Genomic DNA, 12,917 nt, shown 5'->3' on the forward strand with positions numbered 1-12,917 from the left:
GCCCGACCTGGACCTCGCCGTCAAGCTCCAGCACCTGGACGCCGACTCCTACGACCGGCTCGTCCAACTGATCGCCACCTCCAGCCGCACCGACGACGTCCCCCCGCCGGCGTGGACCGGGCACACCGGCCCGGCCGACACCAACGGTCCCCGCCCCGCCTTCACCATCGGCGAGGACTCCGCGCTCGCTCCGGAAACCAGTGCCATTCCCGCAGCGACCACCACGCTCGCCACCCAGGGCAGCGGCCTGGCGACCGCGCTGCCGAGCTTCACCGACTTCTCCGCCACCCGGACGCCCGACGACGCCCTGACCGGCAGCGGCGACGACTGGCAGGAGGAGGACGACAGCGCCCTGGGCCCCGCGGTCGCGGGCTCCCCCGCCCTCGACGAGCCGGCCGACGACGACACCGACAGCAACTCCGCTGGCGAGCCCACCGACTGGGAGACGCCCGAGCCCGCTGAGGAAGACGACCCCGAGGAGGCGTCCGCCCTGGGTGCCGAGGTGTGGGACACCGCCAAGCCGAAGCAGGACTTCGAAAAGGTCCTCGACGAAGTGCTCGGCGAGCGGGACGACGACTCGCCGCTTCAGCCCGACGAAGAAGAGGCCGGGGCCGGTCTGTCCGCCGACGCGCTCGGCAACGGCCCGGACAAGGAGGGGACGCAGGAAGCGGACTCGGCCATGGCCAGCGACAAGGGCGAGGACGAGTCCGGCCTGACCGCGGCCACGCTCGGCGAGACCACGGCAGCCACGACAGCGACCGAAGCGCGGATCATCCCCCGTCCCAGCGCCGCGACCTCCACCGTGCTGGCCGCACTGGCTACCCCTCCGGCCGAGCCCGAAGACCCCCAAGTCCAGGTCCTCGGCCCGGTGACACTGGCCGGCGCGCAGGGCCGAGTGGGCAGCAACCGGCGCAACCACCTTCTGGAGATCGCCGCCTGGCTCGTGCTGCACCCGGGCCTAGGCCGCCAGGACCTCGACAACGCGATCTGGCCCGGGCTGCGCAAAACCTCCAGCACCCGCAACACCGCGATGTCGCGGCTACGTTCCTGGCTCGGCCCCAACCCTCACGTCCCCGCCGACGACCCCCGGAGCGCCCATCTTCCCGCGGTCACCGACGGCATCTACCGACTCGGCCCCGCCGTCACCTCCGACTGGGACCGCTTCAAAGAGCTGTACCAGCAGGGCATGCACCACGACGGGCAAGACGCCGACGTCGCCCTCGCCCACGCCCTGGCTCTCGTACGCGGCCGCCCCTTCGCGGACATCGACCCCTCCAAATACTGCTGGGCGGAGGCCGACATCCAGGAGATGATCAGCGCGATCGTCGACGTCGCCCACGAGCTCGCCGAACGCCGCCGCCAGGTCCGCGACTACCGGGCGGCAGCCCAAGCTGTCACCAAGGGCATGCTCGTGGACTCCCAGAGCGAGTTGCTCTACCGGGACCTCTTCACGATCTGCCACGAGATGGGCGACCGCAAAGGCCTGGAGCGCGCCGCCGCCCAACTCGCCCGCATCAACGCCGAAGAGGGCGTCGACTCATCGCCCGAGACCCGTGGCCTGCTGCGCACGCTCCTCAAGGGCGAGAGGAACAAGCCCACTTTGGGGTCCGCGGCCTCATGACCAAGACCCGCCCGAAATTCACCGACCTCCGGTGTCACACCGCACCGCTCGATCACACCTGTAGAGAGCGAGGGGCCTCTTCGGCCGACCATCCGACGAAGGAGACCGCGCACATGAGCCGCCGTCGGCAGCACGCCGCCGTCCCGCCCGCCGGGCCCGCCATCCCCGCGGCACGCTCCAGGGAAGGAGGCCGCCGATGACCACCTTCCAGTGGGCGCTGTCCGCGGGCCTTGCCGTGGCCGGGATCGGGACCGCGACAACCGTCGCCCTGCTGCTGGGCAGCCGCCGCAGGGCCGCGGAGCAGAACGCCACCACCGAAGAGCGCGCCGCGCTCGCCCTCCAGCGCCGCAACGCCTGGCAGCGCCGCCTCGCCGTGATAGCGCTCGGCATCGGCTGTCTGATGATGTTCGTGCTCGCGGGCATCGCCGCCTGGCTCTCCTTCGGGGCACAGCGCGAGTACGCCCACGCGCACAACGGCGGCGACTGGGACGCGGCGACCGGCTTCGCACTACTCCTGGACGCCGGCGCCCTCAGCCTCTCCCTCATCCGCTTCTTCGAGGCCCTGACGCTGCGGTCCTCAGCGATCACGCGGATCCTTCTGCTCGCGTTCGTGTCGGCCTCGGCAGCGATGAACCTGCTCCACGCCCCCGGGTCGGGAGCCGGCAGTGCGTTCCTCGCGGTGGTCCCGCCGCTGGTGTACGCGATCCTGCTCGAGATGCTGCTGTACAAGATCGAGCAGGTCATCATGGGCCGGCAGAAGCGCCGCAAGGCCGACAGGGAGCGCGCCTACAGCCTGCTGCTGTGGCTGCCCTGGCCGATCGGCGCGCCGGTCAAGATGTGGAAGGCGTGGCGGACCGAGCTCCTGGCGACCGTCGACAACGTCCGCGTGATCGGCTCCCAGCGCCCCCGTCCGTCCGCCGCCGCGGCCGAGGTGACCGTGGAGCGTGCCGACTCGGCCGCCGTCGTGGACACCGCCGCGGTCGGCGCGGCGCCGGTCAACGCGCTGCCGGCCAGCGCCCCGCAGACCGCCGCCGGGAAGACCGAAGAGCCTCCGGTGACCGCGGTGACCCCACCCGCTGCCTCGGCATCCGCGCCGGCCATCACGCCGCAGGAAGAGGAGGCGGCCCCGGTGCCGGCTGCGGTGGTCGAGCCGCGCCCTGCGGCCGTTCCCGAGCCGGAGGCAGAGCCCGGACCGGAAGCGGAGCAGGACCCCGAACCTGAGGGAGAACCTGCCGCGGCCGCCGCGGCGGGCTCTTCCGCCGGTGAGTCCGACGAGGAGGAGCCGATGCCGGGCGGCGAGGAGGGGGAAGAGGAGGAGCCCGACCCCGAGCACGACACCCCGCCGGACGACGAGGACGGGGAAGAGACTCGGGAGCGGCTGAGCATCGACATCGACCTTTCGGTGCTGCCGAAGAACCTCACGCAGCGGCAGCGGGCCGAGCGGATCTACGTCGCCCACCAGGCCGCCGGCGTGGCCCTGTCGCAGACCGATCTGGGCAAGTGGGCCGGGTACAAGAACCCGAACTCCGGCGGCAACGAGTACCGCCGGCTGGAGAAGGAGCACGGCCCCATCGTGGTCCGCGAAGGTGCCACCCACGTCGACCTGAACTGGTCCCACCAGCCGGTGGCGGCCTAACGCCCCCGCTTCGCTCTCCCCGGCCGGTAGGACCGAGCCGGGGAGAATGCCGTGTCGGACCGTGCGGGTAGCCTCAGGGGCGACACCACAGCGGGTACGAAGGGGGGCGGCCGGTGAGCAGTCGCTGGCATCGGGCGATCGCCGAGTTGAGCGCCCAGGGCGACGCGGCCCGGGCCGCCGCCCAGCGCGTGCAGGATGTTCCGAGCGGGCAGCGCACGACCGCCGCCGCGATCTCCTACGTTGCCGAGACCGACTATCTGCGCAGCGCGAGCGCGCTGCTGCGCGCGCACCTCGCCGACCGGCGTCCGCCCAGGCGGCTGCCGGTTGCCCGCGTCTGGCCGTGCCTGCGCGATGTGTGGAAGGACCGGGCGTTGGACCGGCGCGGCGGGGTGTGGCGGGCCGTCCCCCGGGACACTGCCCTCGCACGGATGCGCAGCGCCCGGTCCGACCCTCTCCTCGCCGCCGTCATCGACCAGGCCGAGGCACTGCAGGCCAGCCTCCGCGGCGAGCGGCAGGTGGACCGGCTGTACGAGCCGTACATCCCTGACCGGACGGGCAGCCCGGCCGCCGATCTGCTCGGCGCTGGGCGGACGGCGCCCACACTGCCCGGGTTCCCCGACCCCGGGCACCCCCTCAACCGCGCCTTCCCCCGCAGCGGGGCCACGGGTACGCGGATCCAGCCCGGCCGGGAGGCCGAGTTCAACCAGCTGAGCAGCGACCGGTCAGCCGTGCACGCCAGGGCCCTCGCCTTCGGCGACGCGGTTCTCGCTCTCCTCGTCGAGCACCGGGCGGAAGGCGCATCGCCGGAGTCGGGACGCCTGCGCGGTGCGGGCCGCTGGGTGGGACGCGAGCAGCAGCTGGTGCCGGAGCGGGCGAAGTGGCCGGCCAAGCTCAACGGCTACCAGGGCGCGACACTGGCCGGATTCGGCTGGCTGGTGCTCGCGTGCACCGGGCTCCCGCTCACCTTCGGGCACCGGGCCGACCTGCTGTCCCACTACACGCTGCTGTTCCTGGCATCTGGCCTCATCGCCTGTACCGGGACGGCCCTGATCTACCGGCACGGACCGAAGCTGATCACCGCGCCCGGGCCCCAGGCCCTGTTCCCCGGGATCGTCGCGGCGATGATCGCCTTCACGGTGTGGCAGGGCCAAGGGCCCGTCGCCGACTACTACTTCGCCGGCCCGTACGACCGCTACGACCGCGAGTATGCGGACGGATGCCTCGCCGCCAGCCCCTACCGGCACGATGCCGTCCAGGCCATGGTCGACGACGGCGTGCTGACCGTCACCCCCGTCGAGGGAGGCACGACGCTGCGCCTGGGGCCAGCCGAGGACGGCAGCACGCACCCGCTGCGCCCGCTCGACCGGGCGACCTGGGCGGTGCTCGAAAAGTACGGGTGCTGACCCGGCCGATCGGGCACGGGATGTCCGAGCGTGGTGACAGACTGACGACGCGGCCGCGACCGGCCGCGTCGGGAGGGCATATCTGTGGAGACAGCAGACAGCATGGCGCGCGACCTGGTCTTGGCCGACTCGTTGGACCTCTTGCGCGAGATGGCGCTGGGCAGCATGTCCAGCACGCCGGGAGAGGTCCCGCCCGTACGGGTGGAAGGCCTTGTTGCCGGAGGGCCGACGAAGACGTCGGCGGTCGTGTACATCGGCGAGGGGTCTCGTGCGGCATCCGCCGCCGGAGTCAGCCCCTCGCGCGAGGCGTGAGCCCGGCTGTACGGCGGGCTGGTACCCGAGCCGCAGGTCCGAGGGTGCTGGCAGATGGCGGCCGAAGGCGAAAGCAGCCGTCCGTAGCTTGAGCTTGAAGGGGGAAGTCGTATGAGTCACGACCGCAGGTATTCGGGTGCCAGTCAGGCCGTTCCGGCCGGCCTGCCGCCTATCCCCCTCGGAATGACCAAGGGTGGTGGGCTGAAATGGCCCTCGTCCCTGGCCCTGACAACCCATGTTCTGCAGCAGACCGGAGTGATGGAGGGCGCGGCATCAGGTCACCTGAGCCCCGCCGCCGAGGGCGGAAGCGCCCCGCGCACGGGGGTGCGCGGGGTTCAGCCGTAGCCCTGGCCCAGTTCCAGGGCGGGGATAAGTATTTCGGCAGCCGGGCAGTTACGACACGCCTCCGCTCCCGGCCGCATCAGAGCATCCAGTGCTTCGAGTGTGCCAATCTCGCGTCCGCCTCCGACCGCGGCCGGGCAGGCGGCATCATGGACGACCGTGCCGCGGCGGCCGGCGGGCCGGACGATCCAGCCGGTCAGCTTGGGCGGAGGCAGGGTCCTCGGGTCTCGGTGGTTCGGGATGTTCGACAGGTCGACTCCGTCGATCGGCCGCAACTGCTGGTCGGTGACCCAGACCGAGTACTCGGCAGCTTCGACGCCGTCTCGCGTGGCCACCCATGAGGGCATGCCGATGCGGTAGCGCCACGGGTGTCCGTGGGCGCTTCTGAACCTCTCGTACAGGCGTACCTCCACGGTCTGCTCGTCGGGCAGGACGAGCAGAATCCGGGCAGGCGGCGGCTCCGGGCGCTCGTTCACCGGCTACGCCGCCCGAGTCTGCTCCAGCGCCCGGGCGTACCGGCGCAGGCCCTCCATCTGGGCTCTGCCGCCGGCCCCCGCCCAGTAGGGGTGGAACAGGATTCGGGCGGACAGGTGCAGCAACTGGCGACGCTGGGTGGCGGAGGAGCCGCGGGGTGCGGACGCGAGCGCCCCGTAGTCGCGGCAGCAGGCGATCTGTGCCTGTACGAGATCGTCAGGGTAGGGGTACTGCTCCATGAAGCAATTGCATCACGTGTTCGAATTACTCGTCACGTGCGGCGCTCCGGACCTGGGCGCGCGGGTGTGACTGAGTGCCTCAGGTGGCCAATATGCACACCGCTTGGACACCTGAGCACTCAACCTGCCTCGGACGTGCGGATCTAGCCGCTCCCTGGGCTTTTCCCGCTGTATGCCACGCCAGCAATACGGCAGAGCGCGTCACCCCAGCCGGCGGAATATCTCGCTAGGGCCGACCATGTCCACATGGTGGAGGCGTATGACGCACAGATCATGGCGTGGCAGTGGTTCTCGCGCGATCACGCGCTCGCGGCCACGTTGCTCTGTCTCAAGTGCGGGGAGCTGGAGCACGGCCCAGCTCAGCCCAACGCCGAGGAGACGGTGCGGGGGCTCACCTGGTCCGAAGCCCAGGCGGCAGAGCACCGCACTTACGCGGTGGCGGCCATCCTGACGGCGGCGGCCTTCCTGGAAGCCGCATTCAACGAACTGGTGGAGTCAGCCCAGGAAGATAACCTCACCGTAGGTGGAGGCAGGGGAGGGCTCCAGAGCGCCGAGCGAACAGTTCTCGTCGAGCTGGGGAATCAGTGGGGCTACAAGGGCCCGCCGCTGGTGGATCGGGCTCAGACGGTGCTGCAGCGTCTGAGCAGGGAGAAATTCGATGAGAGCGAGACGCCGTACAAGCCTGCCCAAACTCTGGCGCGCTTCCGTAACCGCTTGATCCACTACCGGCCCGAATGGCGCACCGCTGGAGCCCGTCCGGGGGACTACTGGATTGCCCAAGAGCTGGAACCCCTGGACCTCGCGCTACACCCCTTCACCACGCCTCACAATCCGTTCTTCCCAGACCGATGCCTCGGGCACAGCCTGGCCTCCTGGGCTTGGGAGACGTCACTCGCCTTCGCAGAGGAATTCTTCACACGGGTCGGCGTCGAACCGGCCTACGCCGACTTGCGACCCCAGTTGACGCTCAATGGAGACGGCTGACCTGGCAACTGTGGCGGCACCTGCCCTCTCACGGTGGCTGTACGGCGCGTCCGTAGCTCTCAACTGACTGGCCGGTGATCTTGTATCGGTCGTGAACAAAGTCACTCGTTCGTCTGATCACTTGTCGCCCCATGGGAGCGTGATCAATAGGCTAACAGCATGCCAGACAAGGATGCCTATAGCCGTTGGAAAACCGAGGGGCAGCGCCTTTATCGACTGGGGCTTGAGCATGAGAGTGCTGAAGCCTATATCTATGCAGCAAGTGCAGCCCCCTCCGACCAAGAGCGTGCCGAGTCCCTATTGTCTGCGGCTATTCTGTTTGGCCGAGCGGGCGATGAGAAACGGCGAAGGGAAAGTGGACTTTCTTCCATTCCCTTGTGGATTGGAATCGCAGACGGAATGAAAGACCCGTGCGAAAGATTGCCCTATTACTGGAAGGCTGTTACGTCGGCGGTTGCTGCCAGAGATGGGGAGGCGCAGGAGCGAGCAATTGAGGCAACGGTCAAGCTTGCCGAAATGGTGCTTCCTGCTCATGAGAGGGTGGCGCTGCTATCGCAATACCTTCGTGATCTCTTGCCTGTTCACCCGGAAAGTCACCGAATCTTGCTGAAAGCGCAGGCTGCCGCTTATGTGGGGAAGTCGAAAACCGAGAAGGGAGGCAAGAGGAAGGCGTCGCTTGAGCAGGCAAAGCTGCTTTATGGCGAAGCGGGCTGCCAAGGCGAGGTCGCGGAGATATATGCGGCCTTGAGTGACGATAATCTCCGAGAAGGCGCCGCCATCGAGGGCAAAGTGACACGTCACACATCACTTGAAGATCAAGCGCGCATTTGCGAGGAAGCAGCCTCCGTCTATATGCAATACCACCCTGGTCATGCTGGCCGCTGCCTGTCGAGAGCTGCGGTCCTTCGAGAGAGGGCGTCAGAGGAATCCGCAGCTATCCCGATCTTCCGGGACGCCGAGGCGCGAGTTCAACAGGCTCTGGCGCAAATTTCTGAAGCGAAAGAAAGTGCATCTCCATGGAAAAGAGAAACTGGGCGAGGGGTATTCGTAAGCTCGGGTGAAGTGTTGGCGCGTGACGATGACATTCATGGATCGCCTACTCAGTTTCACGAGAAAGCTGTCACAGCACTTGCTGAGGCTTGTGGACTGGAGGTTTCAGATCGCGTCGCGTACGGACTATTTTATGATGCCATCATGGCGGCCGGAGAGCATCACACCTTCTGCCCAACCCCGGAACAAATGCCATGGTTTGTTACTGCGACAAAGTGGCGAAGGTTGGCGTTGGTGGCCGTCGTTGCGGCGATTATTGGCGGAGGTGGAAGCGGTGCCGTTGATCCAAATCTTCCAGATGTCGTAAAAGGGATTGTCGCTACAGAGTCCGCAGTAGCCATCAACCTGCTCACGGAATACATTGCAGGATCTGCATCGCGAAAGAGGGAGCTTGCACGGCTACTTGAGAGATATCAAGCCGATCCTAGGAAAGTGCAAGTGGTTGCGCATCTAATGCAGGGCCCGAGAACAACAAATGAAATGAAGAACTTGATGAGATGTTCAAGTTCGTCTGCAAAAAGTATCCTGAGGGACCTGATGGCTGATGAAGTCGTCACGAGAGAGACAACAGTATCCGGCGGCGAAGTTTGGACGTTGACTGAGCGCTACTGAAGCGCGAGTTAAGAGGCAGGTTGAGTGCCAAGGTGGCCAAGTGGCCTGCACGTTGGCCAGCTGAGGCGCTCAGTCACAGCAGGTGATCACGAGTGTCACAGGAGCACGCCTGGTGCCACCGAGCCCATGGGCGGACTGCCTGCGTTCGTCTCCCGGATCCGGGGAGGGGCGAGCCGCTAGGCTCGGACAATGAGCGATGACCGTCCTGTTCTTCTCCCGTCCAGCGTCGAGTGGAGCGAGGAGGCACGGTTGGTGGGTGAGGCCCTGCGGACTGTTCAGGCAGCCGCTTCGGCATCTGGTGACGATGAGCGATACCTTCTGCCGCCTCTGCTCTGGCAGATCGCTGCCGATCGGGTCGAGGACTGCCCCACGGTGGATCACGGTTATGAGAATCTCAGGATCATGGTGGTGCCGGAGTACGACTTGCGCGCGGTGCGGGACTGCCATGGGGCCCTTGTACGTGCGCGCGACGGGGACGTCGAAGCTGCGCGGCTGGCCGACTTGCTCTCCCGCTACCTCCACGCCTGCGACACCGATCTGCACGGCCTCGTCGCACGTCTGGAGCACGTGCTCGCCGTCCTGTGCCTCGGCATCGCCGCCGTCCGTACGCTCGCCACACACCTCGCCCTCAAGCAAGGCGACGCCCCGGAGGCGGTCCACGCGGTGACCGAAGTCCTCACCGCCTGGCGCAAGGCCGGCGTCGCTCCCTGACGACGGCGTTGCTGTGCGGCGAGCATTGCCAGGTGACTCTTCGAATGGGAAACCGAGCTCGGTGTCATTGCTCATCGCCGTAGCCGCGCCGGCCGTGCGGATCAGGCGGGCGGCGCTCGCCGTCCAGGTCCTCGCCGAGTGCACCGCGCTGCTGGTCATCCTCAGCCCACGCCTGCGGTCCGGCCAGGGCCGGTGGCAGTGCGGCCAGCCGTTCGCCCGGCGCGCGGGCGGTGCGCGAGGGGCGTAGGAGTGGAGGGTGCACCTGTCTCCGCCCGTCGAGCCGATGCTGGCCCGCTCCGTTTCCGCGTTGCCCTCTGCGGGGGCCAGGCCCGCGCTGTTCGAGCAGAAGGCCGACGGGTTCCGTTCGCTGGTGTTCGCCGGTCCGGAGCCGTTCCTGCAGTCCAGGCGGGGCGCGGACCTGGGCACGGCGTTCCCGGAGCTCGTCAAGGCCGCAGCCGCGCTCGGCATCGAAGCGGTCCTCGACGCCGAGCTGGTCGTGTGGGGAGCGGACGGGCTCGACTTTCCCGCGCTGCAGGAACGGGCCCGGCGCCGTGGTGACACGGCCAGGCGGGCGGCGCTGGAGCGGCCGGCCCACCTGATCGTCTTCGACCTGCTCGAGATGTCCGGCGCGGTCCTCCTGGATGAGCCGCTGCGGCGGCGCAGGGCCACCCTGGAGGACCTCTTCGCCGGACGCCGGCTGACGGCACCGTGGGCGCTGTGCCCGCAGACCTCCGACCGGGAGCTCGCCCTCGGCTGGCTGGACCCGGTCTGGGGGGCGGCCGGGATCGAGGGTGTGGTGATCAAGGATCCGGACTCCAGGTACCGGCCCGGAGAGCGCGGGTGGCTGAAGCTGCGGACCTGTATCACGGTGGAAGGGATCATCGGCGCGGTCACCGGCGCCGTGACCGCGCCCCGGAGCCTCTTGCTCGGCCGGCTCGACGCGGCGGGCCGGCTGCGCCTGGCCGCCCGTTCCACGCCGCTGCCCCGCAAGGCGGCCGCCGAGCTGGGCGCCGTCCTGCGGCCGGCGGGAGCAGAGCATCCCTGGTGGGGCCGGACCTTCTCGGCGGGCTGGGGAACGAAGAAGCTGCTGGTCTTCCAGCCCGTGGTGCCCGAGCACGTCGCCGAAGTCGACGCCGATACAGCGCTTGACCTGGGCCGGCACCGGCACCCGGTGCGCTACCTGCGGCTGCGGGACGACATGGCTCCCAGCGACATCCGGGAGTGACCGTCGCTCGCCGGACCGCTCTCGTGCTGCGCCGTCGGGCCGGAGAGTGAGAGCCGGGTCACAGCCGTAGCGCCCAATCGTGGACGACGGCGCGCCCCTCCCCTGGTCATGATCAGAACTTCACCCGCGACCAGGAGGAGTTCCGCTGTGCCGGTCCTGCGCCAGATCACCACATGCACCGCGCCGTCGACCGTCGTCGTCGAGCGCCGCACCCGAGCACGGGACCGGCCGGTGGACTACCGGCTTGAGGTCTGCCATCGCCACCGGTGGCTGGCGAGCAACTGGACCGGACGGCGCGGCGCCGACGGAGCGGGAGGCCGGTGTGGCACCGTCACGGACTACCGGCCCTTCGCCACGATCGTGCAGTCCCACGCCGACCTGTGGCTCCGGGCGTTAACCACGAACGGTCCCGAGGACCACGACGGCGACCTCGCGGCCGCGCTCCGCGCGGGATTCGAGTGGCTGACCACATACCGGGAGCCGACCGGCGTCGCGGTAGCACTGGAGCACGCGGCCCGGGTCGCCGAGGCGACCGCGGCCGGCACCCTTGAGTCGGCAGAGGGCCAGGTGCAGGTCCTGGCCGCGCTCAGCCTGGCGGAAACACTCGACGCCGGCTCACGGGGAGCATGAGCCGACGCTGAACGACGGCACATGCCATCAGTCCCCGCCGATGCCCCGGGCGCGGTGCTCACAGCGACAGGGGACCCGTGGATGCGGGCCAGTGGGAGTCATCGCGGCGGGCCGTAGGGTCGAAGCCGACCGGCCCGTCACGGGGAGGCCGGGCTGTGCACGTAGGAGTCTCGTTTGTCTGCCCTCAGCGTTGCCCTGACCGCCGCCGTCGGAGCCCTGGCCGGTGCAGCGGCCCGCCCGGTGGTCTTCGCCCGCTCGGTCCCGGCGCCCGCGTCCGCACGCAGTGACTGCCCGCACTGCGGCCGCGGCGTCCTCGGACGCCGCCTGCCGGTGCTGCCCGCCTCCGGGCGCTGCCCGGCATGCACAAAGGCGATCGGGCCGCGCGCCTTCACACCGGAGGCGGCAGCCGCCGTGGCGTTCGCCGTGATCGCGGCGGGCGGGGCGAGCGGCTGGGTCGCCGCCGCCCAGTACTGGGTCGCCGCGTGCGGTGTCGCACTCGCCCTGATTGACGTCGCCGTGCAGCGGCTCCCCGACGTGCTCACCCTCCCAGCCTGCGGCGGGACGCTCCTCCTGCTCACCGCGGCCCAATTGGCCGGCGAGCCCGGAAGCCTGGGCCGCGCGGCCACCGCAGCTGCCGTGCTCACCGCGGCCTTCCTCCTCATCGCGTTCACCGGCGCCATGTGGCTAGGAGACGTCAAGCTGGCACCGGCCATCGGGGCGCTCCTGGGCTGGAGCAGCTGGACAGCCCTGCTCTGGGGAGCAGCCGCGGGCTTCGTCGTCGGCGCGGTCTTTGAGGTGGCCCGGATGGCAGTCGGCCGTGCCCGCCGCACGCACGTCTCTTTCGGCCCCTACATGGTCATCGGAGCCCTCGCCGTTTCGATCACCGCGGCCTGACCGCGGGCCGCGAATTCCCGGAAACACCACTTCCTAAAATTTCTCTTCCTGCATATCGCACTCCGGAACGGCTCATACCTGACCCCGCCGTTCCGGAATGCGGATTCACGGAATAAACCGAGCCTGGTCAACTCCTCGTCGCAGAAAGAAGATCGAGTCCGGAACGAAGACAAACCTGTCGCGTTCCTGATCTTCTTCGCCCGTCTTCACCGCCCATCAGCACCGCGGTGAAGAAGTCAGACGGGCGAGCGAATTCTGGCCGACGACACCAGGAAGAGCCGCACATGCACACCCTCACCCGCCGCGTCGCGACCGTGGCAACCACCGGCGCGCTGCTCCTCGGCGGCGCCGTCGCCACTGCGTCCACCGCCAGCGCCGCGACCGTCGGCAGCGGAGCCTGCACCCACCAGATCAAGCTCAACACCGACGTGTACACGACGGTGAAGTTCCGCACCGGCCCCGGCATCGGCTACACCGCCACCGGCCAGCTCTCCAAGGGCACCGACGTGTACTGGCAGTGCAACAAGGGCAGCAACGGCAAGCCCGGCGCCTGGGGCTACGTCACCGTCAAGTCCGGTGCCCACAAGGGCACGAAGGGCTGGGTCGCCGCCCAGTACATCAACGTGCCCATGCAGCTGGACTGACTCTCACTCTCGGCCGGCAGAGACGACCTGACCCGAGCTCTCCCGGCCTCTCCCACGCCTGAGCCGTCACCTCGAACGGGCTCAGGACGACGCGACGGCGGCCCGGCCCACTGTGACCCCGGGCCGCCGTCGGCGTACCC

The 12,917-nt window shown here is 69.0% G+C and carries 13 protein-coding genes and 1 pseudogene; 12 read left to right on the forward strand and 2 right to left on the reverse strand.

Going from position 1 to position 12,917, the window contains the following annotated elements:
* The 4 genes and pseudogenes from GUY61_RS25230 to GUY61_RS25250 all read left to right on the forward strand — a co-directional run.
* Nucleotides 1–1,621: pseudogene (locus GUY61_RS25230) on the forward strand (hypothetical protein); the annotation flags it as partial.
* Between the two features lie 196 nt (nt 1,622–1,817).
* Nucleotides 1,818–3,257, forward strand: coding sequence for a DUF2637 domain-containing protein (locus tag GUY61_RS25235; protein ID WP_166632540.1), 1,440 nt, complete (start codon nt 1,818–1,820; stop codon nt 3,255–3,257).
* Between the two features lie 113 nt (nt 3,258–3,370).
* Nucleotides 3,371–4,660 (forward strand): hypothetical protein, encoded by a 1,290-nt coding sequence (locus GUY61_RS39275; RefSeq protein ID WP_208106447.1) that lies wholly within the window; start codon nt 3,371–3,373, stop codon nt 4,658–4,660.
* Nucleotides 4,661–4,744: 84 nt separating this feature from the next.
* The gene (locus GUY61_RS25250; protein WP_166632542.1) at nt 4,745–4,972 is read left to right on the forward strand and encodes a hypothetical protein; all 228 of its coding nucleotides are present in this window, start codon (nt 4,745–4,747) and stop codon (nt 4,970–4,972) included.
* A 335-nt stretch (nt 4,973–5,307) separates the two neighbouring features.
* Here GUY61_RS25250 and GUY61_RS25255 read toward each other — a convergent pair whose 3' ends face one another.
* Entirely contained in the window at nt 5,308–5,790 is a 483-nt protein-coding gene (locus GUY61_RS25255; protein WP_166632543.1) for a DUF6233 domain-containing protein, read from the reverse strand.
* Nucleotides 5,791–5,793: 3 nt separating this feature from the next.
* Nucleotides 5,794–6,027 carry a hypothetical protein gene (locus tag GUY61_RS25260; protein ID WP_166632544.1) on the reverse strand — a complete coding sequence of 78 codons (234 nt, stop codon included), beginning with the start codon at nt 6,025–6,027 and terminating at the stop codon, nt 5,794–5,796.
* A gap of 246 nt (nt 6,028–6,273) precedes the next feature.
* Here GUY61_RS25260 and GUY61_RS25265 point away from each other — a divergent pair, with 246 nt between their 5' ends.
* The 8 genes from GUY61_RS25265 (at nt 6,274) to GUY61_RS25300 (ending at nt 12,777) form a co-directional block, all read left to right on the forward strand.
* Nucleotides 6,274–7,011: a hypothetical protein gene (locus tag GUY61_RS25265; RefSeq protein ID WP_166632545.1), complete on the forward strand. Its 738-nt coding sequence runs from the start codon at nt 6,274–6,276 to the stop codon at nt 7,009–7,011.
* A gap of 159 nt (nt 7,012–7,170) precedes the next feature.
* Nucleotides 7,171–8,673, forward strand: coding sequence for a hypothetical protein (locus GUY61_RS25270; RefSeq protein ID WP_166632546.1), 1,503 nt, complete (start codon nt 7,171–7,173; stop codon nt 8,671–8,673).
* A 189-nt stretch (nt 8,674–8,862) separates the two neighbouring features.
* Nucleotides 8,863–9,384, forward strand: a complete 522-nt coding sequence (locus tag GUY61_RS25275; RefSeq protein WP_243766742.1) for a hypothetical protein — start codon at nt 8,863–8,865, stop codon at nt 9,382–9,384.
* Nucleotides 9,385–9,445: 61 nt separating this feature from the next.
* Nucleotides 9,446–9,631: a hypothetical protein gene (locus tag GUY61_RS25280; RefSeq protein ID WP_166632547.1), complete on the forward strand. Its 186-nt coding sequence runs from the start codon at nt 9,446–9,448 to the stop codon at nt 9,629–9,631.
* 9 nt (nt 9,632–9,640) lie between these two features.
* Nucleotides 9,641–10,609, forward strand: a complete 969-nt coding sequence (locus GUY61_RS25285) for an ATP-dependent DNA ligase (RefSeq protein ID WP_166632548.1) — start codon at nt 9,641–9,643, stop codon at nt 10,607–10,609.
* Nucleotides 10,610–10,756: 147 nt separating this feature from the next.
* Nucleotides 10,757–11,239 carry a hypothetical protein gene (locus GUY61_RS25290; protein WP_313896844.1) on the forward strand — a complete coding sequence of 161 codons (483 nt, stop codon included), beginning with the start codon at nt 10,757–10,759 and terminating at the stop codon, nt 11,237–11,239.
* Between the two features lie 174 nt (nt 11,240–11,413).
* Nucleotides 11,414–12,133 (forward strand): A24 family peptidase, encoded by a 720-nt coding sequence (locus GUY61_RS25295; protein ID WP_166632550.1) that lies wholly within the window; start codon nt 11,414–11,416, stop codon nt 12,131–12,133.
* Between the two features lie 284 nt (nt 12,134–12,417).
* The gene (locus GUY61_RS25300) at nt 12,418–12,777 is read left to right on the forward strand and encodes an SH3 domain-containing protein (RefSeq protein ID WP_243766743.1); all 360 of its coding nucleotides are present in this window, start codon (nt 12,418–12,420) and stop codon (nt 12,775–12,777) included.
* Nucleotides 12,778–12,917 lie beyond the last annotated feature (140 nt).

The sequence above is a fragment of the Streptomyces sp. GC420 genome, from assembly GCF_009916105.1.
Lineage (GTDB): Bacteria > Actinomycetota > Actinomycetes > Streptomycetales > Streptomycetaceae > Streptomyces.